This is a genomic window from Herbiconiux sp. (genome assembly GCF_023264855.1).
Taxonomy (GTDB): domain Bacteria; phylum Actinomycetota; class Actinomycetes; order Actinomycetales; family Microbacteriaceae; genus Herbiconiux.
Window position 1 is genome coordinate 1 of sequence record NZ_JAHFUW010000012.1, and the last position, 21,299, is coordinate 21,299.

The 21,299-nt window shown below is 66.7% G+C and carries 21 protein-coding genes; 9 read left to right on the top strand and 12 right to left on the bottom strand.

The genetic code is table 11. From position 1 onward, the window contains the following. From Q0D75_RS06715 to dnaA, 6 genes are all read right to left on the bottom strand, one after another. The coding region (locus Q0D75_RS06715) for an ATP-binding protein (RefSeq protein WP_291050756.1) at positions 1–469 on the bottom strand (469 nt) is incomplete at its 3' end. 136 nt (positions 470–605) lie between these two features. Further along, positions 606–1,094, bottom strand: a complete 489-nt coding sequence (locus Q0D75_RS06720; RefSeq protein ID WP_291050759.1) for a DciA family protein — start codon at positions 1,092–1,094, stop codon at positions 606–608. A gap of 25 nt (positions 1,095–1,119) precedes the next feature. Next, positions 1,120–2,334 (bottom strand): DNA replication/repair protein RecF, encoded by a 1,215-nt coding sequence (gene recF / locus Q0D75_RS06725; protein ID WP_291050763.1) that lies wholly within the window; start codon positions 2,332–2,334, stop codon positions 1,120–1,122. 18 nt (positions 2,335–2,352) lie between these two features. Then, entirely contained in the window at positions 2,353–3,240 is an 888-nt protein-coding gene (gene gnd, locus Q0D75_RS06730; RefSeq protein WP_291050766.1) for a phosphogluconate dehydrogenase (NAD(+)-dependent, decarboxylating), read from the bottom strand. 28 nt (positions 3,241–3,268) lie between these two features. Then, positions 3,269–4,414, bottom strand: coding sequence for a DNA polymerase III subunit beta (gene dnaN, locus Q0D75_RS06735; protein ID WP_291050769.1), 1,146 nt, complete (start codon positions 4,412–4,414; stop codon positions 3,269–3,271). A gap of 378 nt (positions 4,415–4,792) precedes the next feature. Beyond that, complete coding sequence (gene dnaA, locus Q0D75_RS06740; RefSeq protein WP_291050772.1) at positions 4,793–6,304, bottom strand: chromosomal replication initiator protein DnaA; 1,512 nt, start codon at positions 6,302–6,304, stop codon at positions 4,793–4,795. 334 nt (positions 6,305–6,638) lie between these two features. Here dnaA and rpmH point away from each other — a divergent pair, with 334 nt between their 5' ends. From rpmH to Q0D75_RS06780, 8 genes are all read left to right on the top strand, one after another. Beyond that, the gene (gene rpmH, locus Q0D75_RS06745) at positions 6,639–6,776 is read left to right on the top strand and encodes a 50S ribosomal protein L34 (RefSeq protein ID WP_055810406.1); all 138 of its coding nucleotides are present in this window, start codon (positions 6,639–6,641) and stop codon (positions 6,774–6,776) included. 18 nt (positions 6,777–6,794) lie between these two features. Further along, positions 6,795–7,139, top strand: coding sequence for a ribonuclease P protein component (gene rnpA, locus Q0D75_RS06750; RefSeq protein ID WP_291050774.1), 345 nt, complete (start codon positions 6,795–6,797; stop codon positions 7,137–7,139). After that, positions 7,136–7,444: a membrane protein insertion efficiency factor YidD gene (yidD, locus tag Q0D75_RS06755; protein ID WP_291050777.1), complete on the top strand. Its 309-nt coding sequence runs from the start codon at positions 7,136–7,138 to the stop codon at positions 7,442–7,444. The genes rnpA and yidD overlap by 4 nt, the downstream gene beginning before the upstream one ends. A gap of 15 nt (positions 7,445–7,459) precedes the next feature. After that, positions 7,460–8,425 (top strand): membrane protein insertase YidC, encoded by a 966-nt coding sequence (gene yidC, locus Q0D75_RS06760; RefSeq protein ID WP_291051054.1) that lies wholly within the window; start codon positions 7,460–7,462, stop codon positions 8,423–8,425. Next, positions 8,422–8,949 (top strand): R3H domain-containing nucleic acid-binding protein, encoded by a 528-nt coding sequence (locus tag Q0D75_RS06765; RefSeq protein ID WP_291050780.1) that lies wholly within the window; start codon positions 8,422–8,424, stop codon positions 8,947–8,949. The genes yidC and Q0D75_RS06765 overlap by 4 nt, the downstream gene beginning before the upstream one ends. A gap of 17 nt (positions 8,950–8,966) precedes the next feature. Next, positions 8,967–9,614 (top strand): 16S rRNA (guanine(527)-N(7))-methyltransferase RsmG, encoded by a 648-nt coding sequence (rsmG, locus tag Q0D75_RS06770; protein ID WP_291050782.1) that lies wholly within the window; start codon positions 8,967–8,969, stop codon positions 9,612–9,614. Positions 9,615–9,853: 239 nt separating this feature from the next. Next, entirely contained in the window at positions 9,854–10,768 is a 915-nt protein-coding gene (locus Q0D75_RS06775; protein WP_291050785.1) for a ParA family protein, read from the top strand. Next, positions 10,758–11,759 carry a ParB/RepB/Spo0J family partition protein gene (locus tag Q0D75_RS06780; protein ID WP_291050789.1) on the top strand — a complete coding sequence of 334 codons (1,002 nt, stop codon included), beginning with the start codon at positions 10,758–10,760 and terminating at the stop codon, positions 11,757–11,759. Before Q0D75_RS06775 ends, Q0D75_RS06780 begins: the two co-directional genes overlap by 11 nt. A 160-nt stretch (positions 11,760–11,919) precedes the next feature. Here Q0D75_RS06780 and Q0D75_RS06785 read toward each other — a convergent pair whose 3' ends face one another. The 6 genes from Q0D75_RS06785 to Q0D75_RS06810 form a co-directional block, all read right to left on the bottom strand. Continuing rightward, positions 11,920–12,876 (bottom strand): D-alanine--D-alanine ligase, encoded by a 957-nt coding sequence (locus Q0D75_RS06785; protein ID WP_291050791.1) that lies wholly within the window; start codon positions 12,874–12,876, stop codon positions 11,920–11,922. Between the two features lie 11 nt (positions 12,877–12,887). Next, positions 12,888–14,213, bottom strand: a complete 1,326-nt coding sequence (locus Q0D75_RS06790; protein ID WP_291050794.1) for a PLP-dependent aminotransferase family protein — start codon at positions 14,211–14,213, stop codon at positions 12,888–12,890. A 94-nt stretch (positions 14,214–14,307) separates the two neighbouring features. Next, on the bottom strand, positions 14,308–14,631 hold the full coding sequence (trxA, locus tag Q0D75_RS06795) for a thioredoxin (RefSeq protein ID WP_291050796.1): 324 nt from the start codon (positions 14,629–14,631) through the stop codon (positions 14,308–14,310). Between the two features lie 75 nt (positions 14,632–14,706). Continuing rightward, a complete protein-coding gene (gene trxB / locus Q0D75_RS06800) occupies positions 14,707–15,696 on the bottom strand; it encodes a thioredoxin-disulfide reductase (protein ID WP_291050798.1) in 990 nt (329 codons plus the stop codon). 129 nt (positions 15,697–15,825) lie between these two features. Then, the gene (murJ, locus tag Q0D75_RS06805) at positions 15,826–17,442 is read right to left on the bottom strand and encodes a murein biosynthesis integral membrane protein MurJ (protein ID WP_291050801.1); all 1,617 of its coding nucleotides are present in this window, start codon (positions 17,440–17,442) and stop codon (positions 15,826–15,828) included. After that, positions 17,432–19,735, bottom strand: a complete 2,304-nt coding sequence (locus tag Q0D75_RS06810; RefSeq protein WP_291050803.1) for a DUF6049 family protein — start codon at positions 19,733–19,735, stop codon at positions 17,432–17,434. Before Q0D75_RS06810 ends, murJ begins: the two co-directional genes overlap by 11 nt. Before the next feature lie 116 nt (positions 19,736–19,851). On the opposite strand from Q0D75_RS06810, the gene Q0D75_RS06815 reads away from it, so the two are divergent. Continuing rightward, the gene (locus Q0D75_RS06815; protein ID WP_291050805.1) at positions 19,852–21,294 is read left to right on the top strand and encodes a CCA tRNA nucleotidyltransferase; all 1,443 of its coding nucleotides are present in this window, start codon (positions 19,852–19,854) and stop codon (positions 21,292–21,294) included. The last annotated feature ends 5 nt before the right edge of the window (positions 21,295–21,299 follow it).

The following is a 21,299-nucleotide window of genomic DNA, read 5'->3' on the forward strand; positions in this document are numbered from 1 at the left end:
GTACGCCGATCTTGTAGCTCTGCCGATACACGTTGCCTTGACGCCGCACTTCGACGTCGAGTTCGCTCGAGAGCGCGTTCACCACGGAGGATCCCACGCCGTGCAGACCGCCCGAGACCGCGTATCCGCCGCCGCCGAACTTGCCACCGGCGTGCAGGATGGTGAGCACCACCTCGACGGTCGACTTCTTCTCGACCGGGTGGATGTCGACGGGGATACCGCGACCGTTGTCGGTGACCTGGATGCCGCCGTCTTTGCGCATGACCACTTCGATGTGATCGGCATAGCCGGCGAGGGCCTCGTCGACGCTGTTGTCCACGATCTCGTATACCAGGTGGTGCAGGCCGCGGGGACCGGTGGAACCGATGTACATGCCGGGGCGCTTGCGCACCGCCTCGAGGCCTTCCAGAACCTGGATCTGGTCCGCGCCGTACTCGTTGTCAGGGTGGACCTTGTCCGATTCAGACATAGAGAGATGTGCTCCTTGGTGTCGTGCCCACCGGCCGGGCAAGGCGACCCTTAATTCTATCAAACGAAGCCTTGGAAACGACGCTCATATGCCCCGCTGAGCGTTTTATTTCGGGCCCGTGACCACATTTGCCTACTCAGCCGTAGGTATCGCGAGGACCGCGCCCTGGAATCGATCTGGAGCCGCGTTTCCAGCTCGGGGCGTGGGGTGCTTCGAAGCGGATCGACTCGATGCCCGCTTCGGGGAACCGCTGGGCGATCGTGGTCATGATCAGCACGCGCATGTGGCGCAGCTGCGTGGCCCACGCGGTGGAGTCGCACTGCACGGTGAGTACCGCATCCGTGATACCGATCGGTGTGGAGTGCTCGGCGGTGTCGGGGCCGGCGATCTCGGCCCAGGCGAGCAGCAGATCGGACTTGGCCAGCGACGAGCCCCAGCCCAGTTGGCTGGTGAGCGAACCCATCACGTCGCCGAGGCCGTGCGGGTCGCGGCCGCGGCCGTAGGGCTCGCTCTCGTCGTCGTCGCCCCGCTTGCGTGTCTTGCGGGATCGCCAGTTCGCGGCGCGCGAATCCGGGTTGCCGAACGCGGCCTTCAGGCGCAGGTAGACGTTCTGCGACTCGGTCATCGGTACCGCCCCGGCGAAAGCGCGCTCACGAGAACTCCGCCACGATCGTGCCCGCCTGGATGCGCACGGTGTGCGCGGTGAGCGCCTCGGGCACGTCGTCGTAGACGGCAGCCGTGATGAGCACCTGCTGGTAGTCCTTCACCGCATCCGCCAGGCGGCCCCGCCGGCCCTGGTCGAGCTCGGCGAAGACGTCGTCGAGAATCACGATCGGGTCGCCGGTGCTCGACTCGGCCCGCAGCAGTTCGGCGCAGGCCAGCTTCAGGGCGAGCGCGAACGACCAGGACTCGCCATGGCTCGCGTATCCCTTGGCCGGCAGCCCGTTCAGGCGGAAGAGCACGTCGTCGCGGTGCGGCCCGACGAGGGTGATGCCGCGATCGCGCTCGGCACGCGCCACCTTCTCCAGTGCCGCGCGAAAGGAGTCGGCGAGCTCGGTGCGGGTGGGCAGCGCCGCGGCGGCCCCGGCTGATTCGACTCCGTCGGTTCCGGATGCGCGGGTCGCGACATCCTGAGCCCCGGTGTCGTCGTCGTCACCCGGTTTCTCGGCCAGGATGCTCAGCACCAGTTCGAGCGTGGGCTCCTGTTCCGAGCCGGCGACCGCCTGGTAGGCCTCGCGCACGAAGGGGCCGAGGGCCTGCACGATGGCGAGTCGCTCGGCGATGATCTCGGTGCCCAGTTCGACCAGGCGCTCGTTCCAGAGTTCGAGCGTGGAGAGTTTCGCATCCCTCAAGCCGGATGCTCGGGCCGACTTCAGCAGCGCGTTCCGTTGCTTGAGCACCCGGTCGTAATCGGCGAAGACGCCGAGGAGGCGCGGAGCCCGGGTGCCGAGCAGCGCATCCACGAACCGGCGCCGGGTCGAGGGCTCGCCTCGGATCAGGGCGAGGTCTTCGGGAGCGAACAGCACGGTAGAGAGGTACCGCGGGAGTTCGCGCGGCTTGATCGCCGCCCGGTTCACCTGCGCGCGATTGGCCCCGCTGCGGTTCAGCTGCAGTTCGACCAGCAGTTCGCGGCCCTCGTGCTCCAGCCGGGCACGCACGATCGCGGCATCCTGGCCCGCTCTGATCAGCGCCTGATCGGTGGAGACCCGGTGCGAGGAGAGCGTGGCCAGGTAGCCGAGCGACTCGACGAGGTTCGTCTTGCCCTGGCCGTTACGACCGACGAACAGGTTCGGCCCGGGTTCGAGCGCGACCTCCGCGGTGGCGTAGTTGCGGAAGTCGGTGAGGCTCAGGTGACGGACGAACAAGCAGAACCCGGCGCTGGACTAGTCGAGCTCTTTGACCGCGTGGCCGCCGAACTGGTTGCGCAGGGCGGCGACGGCCTTCATGGCCGGCGAGTCGTCTTGGCGCGACACGAAGCGCGCGAAGATCGACGCGCTGATCGCGGGCATCGGCACGGCGTTCTCGATGGCCTCCTCGAGGGTCCAGCGACCCTCGCCGGAGTCGTCGACGTAGCCGTGGATCTGGTCGAACTCGGGATCGGCCTCGAGTGCGCGCACCAGCAGTTCGAGCAGCCAGGAGCGCACGACCGTGCCGCGCTGCCAGGCCTTGAAGGTGCCGGTGACGTCTTTGATGATGTCCTTGCGCGCGTCGAGCAGCTCGTAGCCCTCGGCGTAGCTCTGCATCATGCCGTACTCGATGCCGTTGTGCACCATCTTCGCGTAGTGGCCGGCGCCGACCTCGCCGACGTGCACGAAGCCCTCGTCGCGCGGTCCCTCGGGGCGGAGCGCGTCGAACACGGGCATGGCCCGCTCGACGTTCTCCGCGGTTCCGCCGACCATCAGGCCGTACCCGTTGTCCAGGCCCCAGACGCCGCCGGAGACGCCGGCGTCCATGAACTGGATGCCCTTGGGGGCGAGGAATTCGGAGTGCTTGAAGTCCTCGGTGAACTTGGAGTTGCCACCGTCGATGATGAGGTCGCCCTCCTCCAGCACTTCGGAGAGGTCGTGGATGACGCTGTCGGTGATCTTGCCGGCCGGAACCATCACCCAGACGATGCGCGGGGCGGGCAGCGCGGCGGCGAGGGCCTTGAGGTCGGGAACGTCACTCACGGCGGGGTTCGTGTCGTAGCCGACCACGTCGATGCCCGACTTTTTCAAGCGGGCACGCATGTTGTTGCCCATCTTGCCCAGACCGATGAGTCCGATGTTCATGACAGCTCCTTGCAGGTGGTGGAGAGGGTCAGCGCAGCAGCAGGTTGGGCTGCAGCAGGTACTTGTAGTCGTCGGATCCCGGCTGGTCTTTCGAGGACTGGCTGGTGATCAGCACGGGGCCGGGCTTGTTCGGGTTGTCGGTCTTCGTGAACGAGATCCGCACGAACTCGGAGTGCACGGCGGAGAGACCGTCGAGCAGGAACTGCGGCTTGAGCGACACCACGGTGTCTTGCCCGGTGAGCAGCGCATCGATCGACTCGGATGCCTGCGCCTGCTCCGATCCGATCGCCTCGAGGGTCACGCCGTCGATCGTGAAGGTGAATCGCAGGGCGGCTTCGCGCTCGAGCACCAGCGACACGCGCTTGGTGGCCTCGATCAGCTCGGCGGTGTTGATCACGGCGTAGTTGTCGACCGACTCGGGGAACAGGCGCTTGACCGGAGGGAAGTTGCCCTTGATCAGCAGCGTGGTGACGGTCTTCTTGTCGCTCTTGAACGCGATCAGCTCGCGGTCGTCGGAGTTGGTGATCGCCACCGAGATGGTGCCGGCGTTGCCGAAGGTCTTGCCGACCTCCTGCAGGGTGCGGGCGGGCACCAGAGCGGTCGCGGTGGTGGTTCCCGAGTCGTTCGAGTCCCAGTCGACGTTGCGCACGGCGACGCGATACCGGTCGGTGGCGACCAGCGAGATGCTGTTCTCGGTGACCTCGAGCTGCACGCCCGTAATGACGGGGGTCACGTCGTCTCGCGACGCGGCGACGGCGACCTGGGCGACGGCGGCGGCGAACTGCTCGGCGGGGAGCAGCCCCGACTCGGCGCCGACCTGGGGCAGTGTGGGGTATTCCTCCACCGGCATGCTCAGCAGCGTGAACTTCGCGGTGCCGCAGCTCACGACGATGCGGGAGTCTTCGGTGCTGAAACGCACCGGCGCGTTCGGCAGCCGGTTGGCGATGTCGGACAGGAGCCGGCCGGAGACCAGGATGACGCCCGGCTCCTCGACATCCGCGGTGATCTGCGTCTGTGCAGACACCTCGTAGTCGAACGAGGACAGGGTGAGACCGTCGTCTTTCGCCTCGATCAGCACACCGCTCAGAATCGGCAGTGTGGTGCGCTGGGGCAAGAGCTTCACGGCGAAGGACACTGCTTCGCTGAAGACGTCTCGGTTTACTTGGAACTTCACGAAGTCACCTCTGTCGGCATTAGAGACCCTGGGTCGCTCCATGCTACCGGGTGAGTGCGTCCGGATCGGGAACGGGCTGCGAAGCCGGGGCCACCTCCGAAGAGGTTGTGGGATGTCATTGATTAATTGGGATTCTTAATGGTCTTAACGCCTGTGGATATGTGGATAAGTCTGTTTAAAACCCTTGGTTCCGCTGAACTACAACAGTGTGAGTTGTTGATCCGCTGTGCACCCGGCTTAAAACTCCACATCGTCTAGATGAAGCGGATGTGAACCATTCCACATGTCGAGGCGACTGATCAACATCCGGAGCCGGGTTATCCACAATCCCTTCACAATCTGTGGAATTCGTACCCAGGTCGCACCCAGGGAGGGCGATCAGGCGCTTTTGTAGCGCTGGTTGTGCTTGATCCGGTTCGAGATCTCGGTGACCTGGTTGTAGATCGAGCGCTTCTCGGTCATCAACTTGCCGATCTTGTTGTTGGCGTACATCACCGTGGTGTGGTCCCGGCCGCCGAACAGCTGACCGATCTTGGGCAGCGACAGGCTGGTCATCTCCCGGCACAGGTACATGGCGATCTGGCGTGCCGTGGCGATGGCCTGTGAGCGACTCGAGCCGTAGAGGTCGTCGACCGAGAGCTTGAAGTAGTCGGCGGTGTGGTTGATGATGTCGACCGGCGCGATGATGTTGTCGTCGTCGAGGGTGATGAGGTCTTTCAGCACGGTCTGCACCAGGGCCATGTCGACCGGAGTGCGGTTCAGGCTGGCGAAGGCCGTGACGCGGATGAGGGTTCCCTCGAGCTCGCGCACGTTGCTGGAGACCTTCGTGGCCATGAACTCGAGGATGTCGTCGGGCACTCGCAGGCGCTCGCTCTGCGCCTTCTTTCGCAGGATGGCGATGCGGGTCTCGAGGTCGGGGGTCTGCACATCGGTGATGAGTCCCCACTCGAAGCGGGTGCGCATCCGGTCTTCGAAGCCGGTGAGGTGCTTCGGCGGCAGGTCGGAGGTGATCACGACCTGCTTGTTGTGGTCGTGCAGCGTGTTGAAGGTGTGGAAGAAGGCCTCTTGCGTCTCGGCCTTGCCCTGCAGGAACTGGATGTCGTCGATCAGCAGCAGGTCGATGTCGCGGTACCGGCTGTGGAAGGCCGCGCCGCGGTTGTTGGCGATCGAGTTGATGAAATCGTTCGTGAACTCCTCGGAGCTGACGTATCGCACGCGCACTCCGGGGTAGAGGCTGATGGCGTAGTGGCCGATCGCGTGCAGCAGGTGCGTCTTTCCGAGGCCGGAGTCGCCGTAGATGAACAGCGGGTTGTAGGCCTTGGCCGGCGCCTCGGCCACCGCCACCGCGGCGGCGTGGGCGAAGCGGTTCGAGCCGCCGATCACGAAGTTGTCGAAGCTGTACTTGGGGTTCAGCCGCGTGTCGTTGTTGCGGAGGGGCCCGACGGTCTCCTGCACGGGCGGGGCGACGGATGCCACCGACTCCGCGTAGCTGGATTCGGATGCCGTGCGCTGACCGAGGCCCTGGCCCTGGCCTGGCGCCGGGACCTGGCCGATGGGGCCGGTGGCGCCGGCCGAGGAGGTCGCCTCGGCCGCATCCGACGCCGCGGGATAGCCGCTGATGTCGGGGTTCACCACCACCGAGAAGCTGCTGACGTCCAGGTTCGGATCGAGCGTGCCGAGCGCGGCGAGAAGAGAGGGGCGCACCCGCTGCTCGAGCATGTCGCGGGTGAAGTCGTTGGGAACCTCGAGGTAGAACGAGCCGCCCAGAATCCCCTTCGGGACCACCAGGCCGAGGAACCCTTTGAGTTGCGGAGTGATCCGTTCGTCGGCCGAGAGAACCTGGAGGATCTTCCGCCAGTTCTCCTCTGTCGAACCGGCACCCTCAGCCAATGGAACTCCTGTCGAACGTGTCTAGCGGCGCCGGATCGAAAGCATCCGTCACCAGCCGCGTGCTTGGCCCCCGCCGGCTGTTAGTAACTGTAGGCACCTAAGCTAGTGACTGCCATGCCGGAGGGCAAGTTCGTTGTATTGACGGCCTGCGTGTCCTACACAGATGTTGTCCACAAGCTGTGGATAATTGACTCTTTGGGCAGATCCGGTTTGACCCCAGGCCTCTGAGGTCGTAGGTTTAATCAGTTGACTTGTAGCGGTTTCCCGCTGCCCCCCTCGAATACGACTTCACGACGGTCTTGCTGCCTGCTTGCCCGCCGGACCGGAGAACATCATGAGCAAGAGAACTTTCCAGCCGAACAACCGCCGCCGCGCCAAGGTGCACGGTTTCCGTCTGCGTATGCGCACCCGTGCGGGCCGCTCGATCCTGTCGGCGCGTCGCCGCAAGGGTCGTACCGAGCTCTCCGCCTGAGCCCGACCCCTCGCTGCGGTGCTGGCCAGAGCCAATCGCATCACCCACGGCCGTGACTATCGCGGCACCGTGCGGCGTGGTGCGAAATTCGTGGGCCCGCACACCGTGACCTACATTCGCGCATCCGACTCATCGTCGTCGGATGCGCGTTTCGGGTTCATCGTGGCGAAATCGGTGGGAGTCGCGGTGGTACGCAATCGCGTACGTCGTCGGATGAAGGCTGCTGCTTTCGCGCTGCTGCCGTCGATGGCACCGGGAACCGATGTGGTGGTGCGCGCACTGCCCGAAGCTGCGTCTCAGCCTTACGGCGTACTCTTCGAAGAACTATCGCGTTCTCTCACCAAAGGATTTGTGCTCGCATGATGTCAGTGGTGACGGCGATCCTGCTCCTCCCCCGCAATCTCGCCGTGCTCCTGCTCCGCGGGTATCGAGCGGTGATCTCTCCTTTATATGGGGATGTCTGCCGGTACTACCCGTCGTGCTCCTCCTATACATTGCAGGCCATTCAGCAGCGCGGTCTGGTGGTGGGTTCCGGGATGGGCATCTATCGCATCGCCCGCTGCCATCCCTGGGCGAAGGGCGGCGTCGACGACGTGCCGCCGGTGCGCCGCCAGAAGTACCGGTTGACGCCGTTCGGTTTCGTAGTAGCTAGCCACGGAAAGGGCTAACCCCACACCATGGAAATCCCCCTCCTCGATACGATCCTCTGGCCCATCAAATGGGTGGTGGAGCTGATCCTCGTCGCCTGGCACTGGGTCTGGACCAATGTGTTCCAACTCGACCCCGCGGCCGGCCTCACCTGGGTGCTGTCGATCGTCGGGCTGGTGATCGTGGTGCGTGCCGCCCTCATCCCGATCTTCGTGCGTCAGATCAAGAGTCAGCGCAAGATGCTCGAAGTCGCGCCACAACTCAAGAAGATCCAGGACAAGTACAAGGGCAAGAAGGACCAGTTCTCCCGCGAGGCCATGTCGCGCGAGACCATGGAGCTCTATCGCAAGACCGGTACCAACCCGCTGGCATCCTGCCTCCCCCTGCTTCTGCAGATGCCGATCTTCTTCAGCCTATTCTCGGTGCTCAACAACGCCCAGAAGGGCCAGAGCGGTGTCGGTCCGCTGAACGCAGAACTCGGAAAGCAGTTCGGCGATGCCACGTTGTTCGGAGTGGCGCCTCTGCACGATACCTTCATGAGCGCCTTCAATGCGGGCGGCCCCTGGCAGGTCATGCTGATCGCCGGCCTGATGGTCGTGCTGATGACCGCCTCGCAGTTCTACACGCAGCTGCAGATCATGGCCAAGAACCAGTCCCCCGAGGCCAAGGCCAGCCCGATGTACAAGCAGCAGCGCATCCTGCTCTACATCCTCCCGCTGGTGTTCGTGTTCTCGGGCGTCGCGTTCCCGCTCGGCGTGATGTTCTACTGGCTGACCTCCAACTTCTGGACCATGGGCCAGCAGTTCCTCGTGATCCGCAACATGCCCACGCCCGGCAGCGAGGCGGCGAAGGCCCGTGAGGCGCGCCTCGCCAAGAAGGGCAAACTCGAGCCGACGAAGGGAGCCCCCGAGATCGAGTCGATCCCGGAGGTTCCGAAGACGACGCAGCGCCAGCAGCCCGTGAGCAAGAACCGGGCGAAGAAGCAAGGGGACAAGAAATGACTGATCTGACCGAGACCCAGGCAGGGGCCGCGATCGACACCGACACCGACGTGATCGTGGAGGCGGAGGCCGTCATCGACGAGGGCGATGTCGCCGCCGACTACATCGAAGAGCTGCTCGACATCTGCGATCTCGATGGTGACATCGATATTGAGGTGAACGATGGCCGAGCGTATATCTCGGTGAACGCCTCGGGCGAGAGCAACCTGCGCGTGCTGTCGCGCCCGGACACGGTGGCTGCTCTGCAGGAGCTGACCCGCCTCGCGGTTCAGACGAAGACCGGTGAGTTCTCGCGTCTGATCCTGGATGTGGGCGGGAGCCGCCAGATCCGGCAGCGTGAGCTCGAGAAGCTCGTCGACAGTGCCGTGGCCGAGATCGAGGGTGGCGCGGCAGCGGCGCACCTGGATGCGATGTCCTCCTACGAGCGCAAGCTCGTGCACGACATCGTGGCCGAGCGGGGTGGCTTCACCTCGGAGTCCGAGGGCGAAGGCCGCGACCGCCACACGGTCATCACCCGCGCGTAGTTTCACGTGAAACATTGATGCAGACACAGAGTGGGCCGAATTCGTCCGGGATCGAGCAGGAGCCCGAAACCGCAGCGCGTGTCTTCGGCGATCGGCTCGATTTGGCGCGGCTCTTCACGGATGACCTGATCCGCCGGGGTGAGGAACTGGGCCTGATCGGTCCGCTCGAACTCCCCCGCATCTGGAGCCGCCACATCGTGAACTGCGCCGTTCTCGCGCCGCTGTTGCGTCCCGGAGTGGTGGGCGACATCGGTAGCGGGGCCGGCCTGCCGGGAATCGTCCTCGCCATTGCGCGGCCGGATGTGTCATTCGTTCTGATCGAGCCGATGGAGCGACGTGTCGCCTGGCTGGACGAGCAGAAGCATCTTCTCGGTCTGGACAACGTCACCGTGGTTCGGGCTCGCGCTGAAGAGTATCCGCGCGGTGAACTGGACCAGGTGACGGCGCGTGCGGTGAGCGCGTTCTCGAAGTTGATCCCGTTGACCGCTCCCCTGTTGCGGGCGGGCGGTGAGCTTGTGCTCATGAAAGGTGCCGGCGCGGCGAAGGAGATCGAGGCCGCCGAGAAGGCCATCTGCAAGTATCGACTCAGCGATGTCGAGGTGATCGAGCTCGGCGCAGAGCTGGACGTCGACATCACGCGAGTCATCCGTGCGCGGGTTCCCTGATCTTCGTCAGCTCTGCTTCTGCGTGTCCTCCCCCGCTGGTGAGGCCGGCATCGCTGTCATCCGTCTTTCTCCTGGTTTTCGGTCGGTTACGGGTGAGTACGCCCGCAGTTGATGCCGACACGCGGAGAGTGTCGGCGGAGTTCGATACCATCGAAGACGTCCATCGGTGCGGTGACTCAACCCGTCCATGGATCCACTCCCCCATGTTTCACGTGAAACATATCGACAGGATTGTGTGAATGACCAGTGATGCCACCGCGTTCGACGCGTCGACCCCGCTCGCTCGCGAGCTGGCGGATCTGTCGCAGAGAAGGCGCCTTTTGGCCACGCGCACATATCCCCTCCCCGCGTCGGCGCGCGTACTGACCGTCGCGAATCAGAAGGGTGGCGTGGGCAAGACCACGACCACGGTGAACCTCGCCGCTGCGCTTGCTCGAGAGGGCGCGCGTGTTCTGGTGATCGATCTCGATCCTCAGGGGAATGCCTCCACCGCTCTCGGTGTCGACCACCGCGGTGACAAGCCCAGCGTGTACGACGTGCTGATCCGTGATGAGCCCATGGCCGACATCGTGCAGGAGAGCCCGGAGTCGGGAAACCTGTTCTGCCTGCCGGCCACCATCCACCTCGCCGGCGCTGAGATCGAACTGGTGCCGATGGTCGCGCGCGAGCAGCGGCTTCGGGGGGCCCTCGACCGCTTCCTGGCCGCGATGGAGGAAGCGGGAACTCCCTTCCACTACGTCTTCATCGACTGCCCGCCCTCGCTCGGACTCCTGACCATCAATGCGTTCGTGGCGGCTCGGGAGGTGCTGATCCCGATTCAGTGCGAGTACTACGCGCTTGAGGGGCTCAGTCAGCTGCTCAACAACATCAGCCTGATCGAGCGGCATCTCAACCCCACGCTGGCGGTCTCCACGATCCTGCTCACCATGTATGACGGCCGCACCAGGCTGGCGTTCCAGGTGGCGGAGGATGTGCGGCAGCATTTCCCCGACCAGACCCTCCGCGCCGTGATCCCCCGATCCGTGCGCATCTCGGAGGCTCCCAGTTACGGCCAGACCGTCATCAGCTTCGATCCCAATTCCCCCGGCTCCGTCTCGTACTTGGAGGCGGCCGCCGAAATCGCAGAAAGAGGAGTGCCGCAGCGTGGCAACTAAGAAGAGAACCGGACTCGGTCGCGGTATCGGCGCACTCATTCCCACCGACGAGCCGCGGGTCGAGGGCTCCCGCCCGGTGGACGTCTTCTTCGACGCGCGGCCTGGCGACACGGCGACCGCCGACGACGGTGTGCAGCTGGTCGCCGTTCCGGGTGCGCGTCTGGCGCAGCTGGATCCGAACAGCATCGTTCCCAATGCGAAGCAGCCGCGCAGCGTCTTCGATGCGTCGGACCTGGCCGAGCTGGTGCACTCGGTCAAGGAGATCGGCGTTCTTCAGCCGATCGTGGTGCGCGAGCTGCCGGCGGAAGACGGAAAGCCGCAGCAGTACGAGTTGGTGATGGGTGAGCGCCGCTTGCGTGCCACCAAGGAGGCGGGGCTCGACACGATCCCCGCGGTCATCAAAGACACCGCTGATGAGGACATGCTGCGCGATGCGCTGCTCGAGAACCTGCACCGCTCGCAGCTGAATCCCCTGGAAGAGGCCTCTGCCTACCAGCAGTTGCTGGAGGACTTCGGAATCACGCAGGATCAGCTGGCCGAGCGGATCGGGCGCTCCCGCCCCCAGATCACCAACACCCTTCGCCTGCTGAAGCTCCCGGCTGCGGTACAGAACCGTGTCGCCGCGGGTGTGCTCAGCGCCGGCCACGCGCGGGCCGTTCTGGCCGTCGGAGACGTCGACGCGATGAACAAGCTCGCCGACAAGATCGTGAACGAAGACCTGTCGGTGCGCGCGGCGGAAGCGCTGGCATCCTCGGCTCCGAAGGCGACCCGTGCCAAGACCACGGCCGGCGCCAAGCGCGGGCACCTCGACGAGATCGGTGAACGACTCGGCGATCGGCTGAACACGCGAGTGCGCGTGAGCCTGGGCCGGTCGAAGGGGCAGATCGTGATCGACTTCGCGACGATCCAGGATCTCAACCGTATCCTCGGCGAACTGGGTGAGGAAGGCTTCGGCCACTCCCCCACCAGCCGGGGCCCGCGCTTCAGCTGATCCGAGCGGCAGCGTACCCTCGAGCACCGAATTCAGGATGTTTCACGTGAAACATCCGTGCTCAGGTCGCAGAGGCCAGAAGATCGGAGGCCCGTCTGAAACAGAACGAGCCCGTCACCGCCGTGAGGCAGGTGACGGACTCGCGCTCGTTGGACCGAAATCAGCCGGTGATGGCAACCTCGCTGAGCTTTTCGTAGACCTCGGCCAGCGAGAGGCCGGCGGCGAGGATGCCCTGAGGCACGGTAGACGTCTCGGTGAGGCCGGGCAGCACGTTGGCCTCGAGGAACCAGGGTGTGCCGGCGTCATCGATGATGAGGTCGATCCGCGAGATGTGGCGCAGACCGAGCGCGGCGTGGATGGCCAGTGCGGTGTCCCGCGCAGTCGCGGCGGACTCGGGGTCGAGTCGCGCCGGGGCGTAGAAGCTGGTCTCCCCCGCGTTGTAGCGGGCTTCGAAGCTGTAGACCCCGGATCGGGGCTCGATCTCGACGGCGGGCAGGGCGATCGGCCCCTCCCCCAGATCGACGATGCCGATCGAGATCTCCACCCCGCGGGCACGCTGTTCGATCAGTGCGACCTCGCCGTAGGTATAGGCGTCAACCACGGCCCGCGGAAGGTCATCCGCGGAGCCGAGCACACCGACACCCAGAGCGGATCCGCCCATGGCCGGCTTCACGACCAGCTCGGAGCCGAGCGACGTCAGAACCAGGTCGAGTACCTGGGTGGCCCCGAGCTCGCGGAAGGTGTCACGGGGCAAGGTCACCCAGCGCGGCGTGGCGAACCCGGCACGTTCGACGAGCACCTTGGCGGTCGGCTTCTGCCAGGCCAGGCGGGCGGCCTTCGCCTGCGAGCCCACGTAGGGGACGCCGAGCATGTCCAGCAGTGCGCGCAGCGCGCCGTCTTCACCGCTGGCTCCGTGCAGCGCGGGCCACACGACGTCGGGCCGCGTCTCGGCGAGGAACGGCAACAGGTTCGCATCCGGCTCGCGCACGATCACGGAGTGGCCGCGACCGATCAGCGCATCCGCGACCCGGCGGCCGGTGCGCAGCGACACATCGCGCTCGTGCGAGATGCCGCCGGAGAGGACGACGACGGTACGGGGGGTGGAGTTGTCGCTCATGATGCGGTCTCTCAGTCGAGGTTGGGCGGAGGAGCCGAGAAGGTGCGGTCGCGCACGGTGTCGAGCGGACCGGTGGCGGCGAAGGTCTCGAGCAGGTCGAGCTCGCCGTTGATGACGTTCTGCAGACGGCGGATGCCGACGCGGATCGCCTCGGGAGTCGGGTAGCAGAACGAGAGACGGATGTTGTTGCGGCCCGATCCGTCGGCGTAGAACGCCGTACCGGGCGTGTAGGCCACCAGCTCCTTCACGGCACGGGGCAGCATCTGCTTCGAGTCGAGATGTGGGGGGAGCGTGAGCCAGACGTAGAACCCGCCCTGCGGATCGGTCCACGACAGATTGGGCAGATATTCGGTTAAAGCGCCGATCATCGCCTCTTTTCGCTCCCTGTAGACTCCCCGGAAGCGATCGACCTGAGCGCGCCAGTCGATCGTGTCCAGATACTGCGACACGATCAGCTGGCTGAACGAGGAGGGTGAGAGCACCGCGGCCTCATTGGCCAGGATGAGCTTCTCCCGGATGGCATGCGGGGCGAGGGCCCAGCCCACCCGGAAGCCGGGAGCGAGCGTCTTGGAGAAGGTGCCGAGATAGATCACGCCGTCTTCGTCGAGCGAGCGGATGGCGGGGGGCGGTGGCGCATCGAAGTGCAGCAGCCCGTACGGGTTGTCCTCGAGCACGAGGATGCCGTGCTCCTTCGCGATGGCGAGCACCTCCTGCCGGCGCTCCCAGCTGAGGGTGACGCCCGCCGGGTTCTGGAACGAGGGGATCGTGTAGAGGAACTTGATCTTCTTGCCGTCCGCGTGCACGGCGGCGATCCGCTCGCGCAGGGCTTCGGGGATCATTCCGTGCTCGTCCATCGCCACGTGCTGGGTCTCGGCCTGGAACGACCGGAAGATCACCATCGCGGTGACATAGCTCGGCCCCTCGGCCAGCACCACGTCTCCCGGGTCGATGAAGAGCTTTGTCACCAGCTCGAGCGCATGCTGCGATCCCGTGGTCACCACCACGTCGTCGGCGCTGGCCGAGATGCCCTCCATGGCCATCACGTCCAGGATCTGTTCGCGCAGCTTCGGCACGCCCTGACCGGAGCCGTACTGCAGGGCGACGGATCCCTGCTCGCGCATGACCCGGTTCATCGAGTCGATGACGAGTTCCTGAGGGAGAGCCGAGACCGCCGGCATTCCCCCGGCCAGTGACACCACCTCGGGGCGGGAGGCCACGGCGAAGAGGGCTCGGACTTCGCTGGCGGCGAGACCCGCCGTGCGTGCGGCGTAGTTGTAGTACCACGGATCGAGGTTGTTACCCGACTGCTGTGGGGGGTTCTGGCTGCTCACTGACATACTTCCCGACGTAGACCGAAATTCCATCGTAGGACATGAAAAAGTGGCCCGCTGCACGAAGGCAACGGGCCACCTGGAAGAGACTGGCTGCGCCTTAGATGAAGGCGGCCAGGTCGGCCTCGAGGGCCGCCTTCGGCTTGGCGCCGATGATCGTCTTGACGACCTCGCCGCCCTTGTAGACCTTGAGGGCCGGGATCGAGGTGATCTGGTACTTCGCCGCGGTCTGCGGGTTGTCGTCGACGTTCAGCTTGACGATCTCGATCTTGTCGCCGTGCTCGTCGGCGATCTGGTCGAGGATCGGGGCGACCGCGCGACAGGGGCCGCACCACTCGGCCCAGAAGTCGACCAGGATGGTCTTCTCGGAGTCGAGCACGTCGGCCTGGAAGGTGGCGTCGGAGACGGCCTTGGCGTTGGACATGATTCCTTCTTTCGTGGAACTCGATGAATTCGAGGGGTGGGGATCCGAATGCGGCGGGAGCCGTTCGGAGAACTGCTACTCGGCGGCCACCAGCTCGTCGACGATCTCGGCCACGACTGCGGCGGACTCCTCGTCTCCGGTCTGGTCTAGAGCTGCAAGAAACTGCTCGGCATCCAGGGCCGCCACCGTTCCCGAGGCCGCGGCCGTGACGGCCTGACGGTAGTGCGGGTCGATCACGTCGCCGGCGGCGAAGACACCCGGGAGGTTGGTCTTCGACGTGCGGCCGGCCACCGCGATGGTGCCCTCGGAGGTGAGGTCGAGCTGCCCGTGCACGAAGTGCACGCGCGGGTCGTTTCCGATCGCGACGAACAGACCCTGTACCGGAAGCTCCGAGGTGGTGCCGTCGACGGTGTTGCGGAGGGTGAGGGCCTCGACCGCGTTCTCACCCGAGATGCCCACGACCTCCGAGTTCCAGACGAACTCGATCTTGTCGTTCGCGAAGGCGCGCTCCTGCATGATCTTCGAGGCGCGCAGCGTGTCCTTGCGGTGCACGAGGTACACCTTCTCGGCGAAGCGGGTGAGGAAGGTGGCCTCCTCCATGGCGGAGTCGCCGCCGCCGATGACCGCGATCGTCTTGGTCTTGAAGAAGAAGCCGTCGCAGGTGGCGCACCACGACACACCGCGGCCCGAGAGCCGCTCCTCGTCGGGCAGACCGAGCTTGCGGTAGGCGGATCCGGTGGCGAAGATCACCGAACGGGCCTCGAAGGTGCCGCTGTAGCCGGTCTCGACCGACTTCACGTCGCCCTCGAGCTGCACGCTCGTGACGTCATCGAGGATGACCTCGGTGCCGAACTTCTCGGCCTGCTCCTGCAGCTTCATCATCAGCTCGGGGCCCTGGATGCCCTCGGGGAAACCGGGGAAGTTCTCGACGTCGGTGGTCTTCATCAGCTCGCCGCCGGCTTCGACGCTGGAGGCCAGCAGAAGCGGGGAGAGGCCGGCGCGCGCGGCATAGATCGCCGCGGTGAAGCCGGCGGGGCCGGAGCCGATGATGATGATCTCGCGCATGTGTTTTCTCACTCCTGAGGATGATCGCGGGCGGGCTGCCCGGGCGGTCATTGACCGATACAACACATCATATGCGCGGACTATTCCGCCCATCCGGCGCGGTCAGGGGGCACTCAGGAGGGCGGGTGGTCACCGCCCGAGCCGGGCCCGGATCGGCCCCAGCGCGGTCTTCAGCTCCGGCGATCGCAGGGCGAAGAGCGCCCCCAGATAGACCGCCAGCATCACCGCGCCGACGATCGCCATCGAGAGGATCGCCGGCGCGTACCGGGAGACCGCGAAGCCGTGCTCGACCGTCCCGCCGAGCAGCACCAGCACCCCGAAGCCGGCGGCCGCGGCGGGGACGGCCGCCACCAGATAGCGCACGAAGCTCAGGGTGAGTCGCCGCCCACCCGTTCCGCCGAGCCGGCGACGGATGATGACCGCGGCCACCACGGTCTGGATCGCGGTGGCGAACGAGAGCGAGAACGCCAGGCCGACGGCGATCCACTCGACCGGCAGCAGCGAGCACAGCAGCGCGAGCACCGTGAAGATGACCGCCTGCAGCACCTGCAGGAAGAAGGGCGTCTTGGTGTCGCTGAGTGAGTAGAACACCCGCTGCAGCACGAACAGCACCGTGAATGGGATGAGGCCCACGAGGAACGCGATCAGCACGTTGCCCATGGCCGCCGTGTCGAAGAACGACTTGCTGAACAGGCTGGAGAACGGATAGGCCACCACGATCAGCACGAACATCGCGAGCACCATGAACAGACCGGTGGTGCGGATCGCGGCGGCCACGTCGGTGCGCAGCTGCGGCGTCTCCCCGCGCTCGGCGTGCCCGCTCATCTTGGTGAAGTACGCCGTGACGATCGACACGGTCACCAGCGAATGCGGCAGCATGAAGATCAGCCAGGCGTATTGGATGATGGCGACCGACGCATCCGACCCCGAGGCGATCGAGGCGACGTTGGTCTCCACCAGGCCGGCGGCCTGGGTGACCAGCAGCATGCCGAAGGTCCACCCGGCGAGCTTGCCGGCGGTGCCGAGGCCGACACCGCGCCAGGCGAAGTCGGGACGGTAGCGGATGCCGGCCCGGCGCCAGAACAGGAACAGGATGAGCGCCTGCGCGGCCACGGCGAGGGTCGTGAAGCCGCCGAGCACGGCGATCGAGGTCGGCGTCCACTCCGAGACCAGGCGGCCGCCGGCCGGATCCGAGCCGAACAGCAGCATGAACACGACCAGGCCGATGATCGACACGATGTTGTTCACCGCGGGGGCCCAGGTGAAGGGGCCGAACACGTTCTTGGCGTTCAGCACCTCGCCGAGAACCGTGTACAGGCCGTAGAAGAAGATCTGCGGCAGGCACCAATACGCGAAGGCCGTGGCGAGGGCGAGCTGGTCGGCGCTGAAGCGGGTGGCCGAGATGGTGACGAGCACGGGCGCCAGCAGGGTCGCCAGGATGGTGGCGCCGCCGAGGATGACCATCGTGATGGTGAGCAGCTTGTTTATGTAGCCGCGGCCGCCGTCGGCGTGCAGCAGAGCCCGAACGATCTGCGGCACCAGAACGGCGCTCAGGGTGCCGCCGGCGATGATGACGTAGATGTTGTTCGGCAGCTGGTTCGCGATGGCGAAGGCGTCGGCGCTCACGCCGACCGTGCCGATGGTCTGCGCGAGCACGATCGTGCGCACGAAGCCGATCACGCGCGAGACGATGGTGCCGGAGGCGAGGAAGGCGCTCGAGCGGCCGATGCTGGGGCTACTGCTCACGTGGTGGGTCCACCGATCCGTCCGACTCGGCCCGTCGCTGCTTGCGACGGCGCAGGATGTTGACCACGATCCCGAATCCGAACACGATCACCACGAGGGCCGCGAAGATCACGGTGCCGAGCGTCTCCCAGTCGGCGCTCACGTTCACCAGCACGGGTGAGGGTGTCGACAGCAGCACTCCGGTGGGGCTGAGCAACTGGAAGGTGAGCGTCACGGGGCCGTTGGCCACCCCCGCCACCAGCGGGATCTGTGCGCCCTTGCGCGACGAGGCCTCGATGGTGACCTCGACGTCGCCCTTCTCCACCACGAGCCGCCCGTTCGACGGCGTGACGTGCAGGATGACGGTGACCGGGTAGGGCAGCTCGTTGCTCAGCGTGACCGGCAGATTGGCCTGGTTGGCCACCATGTTGATGTTCGAGCCGTCGACCACCTGCACCGAGCCGAGGGTCTTCGCCGTGGTGTCGCCGAAGGTCTGGGCGGCCACGTTCCACCCGCCCTCGTTCGACACCCAGCTGTTCGAGAGCAGGGCCAGCAGATCGGCACGGTACTCGCCGGTCATCACGGACGGGTCGGCCAGGATCGACGAGAACCCGTCGATGCTCTGCTCGCCCGCCAGCAGGGTGCGGATGGTGGCGAGGCGCTCCTCGGGCTGGGGGGCGTCGATCACCTGCACGACCTGCGTCGGCGTCGCGTCCAGCAGGGGCTGGATCGGGGCGGGATCGGCCCAGGGCAGGCTCTGAATCGTGCTCAGCACCTGGTCGAGGCTGGTGAGGTTCATGGCGCTGCGATCGAGCACGGCGAGCACCTGCGGCACATCCGTCGTCTGCCCGGTCGTGGCCGTGCCGGCGGTGCTGTTCTCGGCCGCCAGGGTGAGCGTGCCGGTGAGCTGGGCGATCGCCTCGCCGCGCCGGGCGTCGGTGGTGGCGGCCAGAGCATCCTGGATCGCGGTGGAGACGCCGTGGTCGGCCACCAGCACGGTCTGCTCGCCCGTGGTCGCCGAGGCGTTCAGGGTGGCGGTGGGATCGGCGGTGCCGCCCGCGTCGACCGCCACGACCTGGGTGGAGTCGAGGATGGTGGTGGTGAGCCCTGACTGGGCGAAGAACGGCAGATCGCCGGCGACCACGCTGCCGCTGCGCGGCCAGGCGATGTCGGTGGCGGTGTAGTCCCAGCTGGTGAGCTGGTCGAGGGTGGGCACGGATGCCGCGGCGTCGGTGGGGGTGGGCGTGGGGCCGGCGGCGCCGTCCCCCGATCCGTCGGCCGTGCCGGACTGCGCGGTGGCCGAGGGCTCGATCAGTTCGTCGACGTCGGTGAAGTTCGCGGCCTTCAGGGCGTAGGCGAACGAGGTGGGCTCCAGCACGGCGCCCGCCCCGGCCTGATGCTCGCCGGAGAGGTCGGAGTCGCCGTAGCTGAGCGGGATGATCGGGTTCGGGGCCGCGTCGAGCCGCTCCAGCCAGCCGACCGCCGAGGCGGGGGCCGAGGAGCCGAGCGAGCGGATGGAGACGATGATGCGTGGGTCGACGGCGATGGTGACGGGCTTGCCGACCACGGCGTCGAGCTCGCGGGTCAGCACGCCGGTGTCGCTCGTGAAGGCCTCGAGGGCGGCGGACTGGATGAGACCGGTCGCGCTCGCGACGCTCGTGATGGGGGCGATGACCGTCACTCCGGCGGTGGCGGGCGCCGGGGTGACACCGTCGTTCCAGACGATCGTGGTGTGGGTCGTGGCGAGGCTGCTGCCGGAGTCGGTCAGCTCGGCCGAGATGCCGTAGACGCCCGAGGCGCCGAACGGCAGTGCCGCTGCGGGGACGGTGAGGGCCACCGTGTGCGAGCCGCCGGGCTGGATGGTGCCGGCGTCGACGGTGGCGACGGCGCTGAGGGCTTCGGCGGTGGCGCTGCTGCTCGCGTCGCCGGCCGCCGCGATCCAGGCGGCGTACTCGGTCGAGCCGTCGAGGGCCGTGTCGCGGATGCCGATCTCGATCGTGCCGCTGATCGCATCCGGGCCCGGGTTGGCGATCTCGACGGAGAGCCCGAGGTCGCCGCCGGCCGTGAGCACGCCGTTGCCGGCCGGTGAGAGGGCGAGGGCCACTCCCCCGGTCGCAGAGGCGGCCGCGGCCGAGGTGGAGGCGGTGCTGTCGGAGACGGCGGCGGTGGAGGTCGGATCCGGTGTCGGGGTGGTCTCGGCCGAGGCGGCCAGCGGGCCGCTGAACACCAGGGTCGCCAACGCGGCACCGGCGATCAGCGCACGGGTGGCGGTCGCGGGCGCAACTCGTGAGAATCGACGCGCTGGAGTGGTCATAGGTAGTCGTGGAGGCGGTCGCGGGCGCTCGCCGTCCTCGACCGATTCTAGGAGACGGGGCCTGGGAGATCCGGGAACCGCCGGGGCCAGCCGCGGGCCCCGGCTAAAATGGGCCGGTGCAGCCGGTTCAGCAGTCCCTCGATTTCCTGGCGAAGCTCGCGGCCGACGGTCCCGTCGCGCAGCTCGCCTCCGCCTTCGCCGACGCCGGGCACGAGCTGGCGCTGGTGGGCGGGCCGGTGCGCGACGCCTTCCTCGGCCGGGCCATCACCGACCTCGACTTCACCACGGATGCCACGCCGGATCAGATCCTGGCCATCGTGACGCCCATCTCGCAGGCCCAGTGGGACGTGGGGCGCGCGTTCGGCACCATCGCCGCACGCATCGACGGCGAGAGCGTGGAGATCACCACCTACCGCTCCGACAGCTACGACGGCGCCAGCCGCAAGCCGGCCGTGGAGTTCGGCGACTCGCTGGAGGGCGACCTTCGCCGCCGTGACTTCACCGTCAACGCCATGGCGCTGCGCGTTCCCGAGCTGAAGCTCGTCGACCCCTCCGGCGGGATGGACGACCTCGTCGCCGGCATCCTGCGCACCCCGGGGGCACCCGAGGTGTCGTTCGGCGACGACCCGCTGCGGATGCTGCGGGCCATCCGTTTCAGTGCCCAGCTCGGTTTCACGCTCGAGGCTGCCACCGCCATCGCGATCGCCGAGATGCGCGAGTCGATCGGCATCATCTCGATCGAGCGCGTGAACGACGAACTCTCCAAGCTGCTGAAGACGGATGCGCCCCGCCGCGGCGTCGAGCTGCTGGTCGAGAGCGGGCTCGCCGAGCTGGTGCTGCCCGAGGTGCCCGCGCTGCAGCTGGAGAGCGACGAGCACCACCACCACAAGGACGTCTACCAGCACAGCCTCACGGTGCTCGATCAGGCGATCGACCTCGAGAAGTCGCGCGCGGCATCCGGAACCAGCATCGCCTCCCCCGACCTCGTGCTGCGCCTGGCCGCCTTGCTGCACGACATCGGCAAGCCCGCCACCAAGCGCAACGAGCCGGGCGGGCAGGTGTCGTTCCACCACCACGACATCGTGGGCGCGAAGCTGGCGAAGAAGCGCCTGCGCGAGCTGCGCTTCGACAACGACACGATCGCCGCCGTGGGCCGGCTGATCGAGCTGCACCTGCGCTTCTTCGGCTACACCGAGGGCGCCTGGACCGACTCGGCGGTGCGCCGTTACGTGCGCGACGCCGGCGACCAGCTCGAACGCCTGCACATCCTGACCCGGGCCGACGTGACGACGCGCAACCGGCGCAAGGCCGATCAGCTCTCGTTCGCCTACGACGACCTCGAGGAGCGCATCGCCGTGCTCGCGGCGCAGGAGGAGATCGATTCGGTGCGACCGGATCTGGACGGCTCGCAGATCATGGCGCTACTCGGTATCGGGCCGGGGCGCGAGGTGGGGCAGGCGCGAGCGTTCCTGCTCGAGCTGCGCCTCGACGAGGGCCCGCTCCCCCCCGAGGAGGCCGAGGCGCGCCTGCGTGCCTGGTGGGCCGAACGCCACCCCTGACCCCC

Coding starts and splice junctions, on each gene's coding strand:
- Q0D75_RS06720 (WP_291050759.1), bottom strand. CDS start 1,094: ATGACCGAGTCGCAGAACGTCTACCTGCGCCTGAAGGCCGCGTTCGGC.
- gnd (WP_291050766.1), bottom strand. CDS start 3,240: ATGAACATCGGACTCATCGGTCTGGGCAAGATGGGCAACAACATGCGT.
- rpmH (WP_055810406.1), top strand. CDS start 6,639: ATGAGCAAGAGAACTTTCCAGCCGAACAACCGCCGCCGCGCCAAGGTG.
- yidD (WP_291050777.1), top strand. CDS start 7,136: ATGATGTCAGTGGTGACGGCGATCCTGCTCCTCCCCCGCAATCTCGCC.
- Q0D75_RS06765 (WP_291050780.1), top strand. CDS start 8,422: ATGACTGATCTGACCGAGACCCAGGCAGGGGCCGCGATCGACACCGAC.
- rsmG (WP_291050782.1), top strand. CDS start 8,967: ATGCAGACACAGAGTGGGCCGAATTCGTCCGGGATCGAGCAGGAGCCC.
- Q0D75_RS06775 (WP_291050785.1), top strand. CDS start 9,854: ATGACCAGTGATGCCACCGCGTTCGACGCGTCGACCCCGCTCGCTCGC.
- Q0D75_RS06785 (WP_291050791.1), bottom strand. CDS start 12,876: ATGAGCGACAACTCCACCCCCCGTACCGTCGTCGTCCTCTCCGGCGGC.
- Q0D75_RS06790 (WP_291050794.1), bottom strand. CDS start 14,213: ATGTCAGTGAGCAGCCAGAACCCCCCACAGCAGTCGGGTAACAACCTC.
- trxA (WP_291050796.1), bottom strand. CDS start 14,631: ATGTCCAACGCCAAGGCCGTCTCCGACGCCACCTTCCAGGCCGACGTG.
- trxB (WP_291050798.1), bottom strand. CDS start 15,696: ATGCGCGAGATCATCATCATCGGCTCCGGCCCCGCCGGCTTCACCGCG.
- Q0D75_RS06810 (WP_291050803.1), bottom strand. CDS start 19,735: ATGACCACTCCAGCGCGTCGATTCTCACGAGTTGCGCCCGCGACCGCC.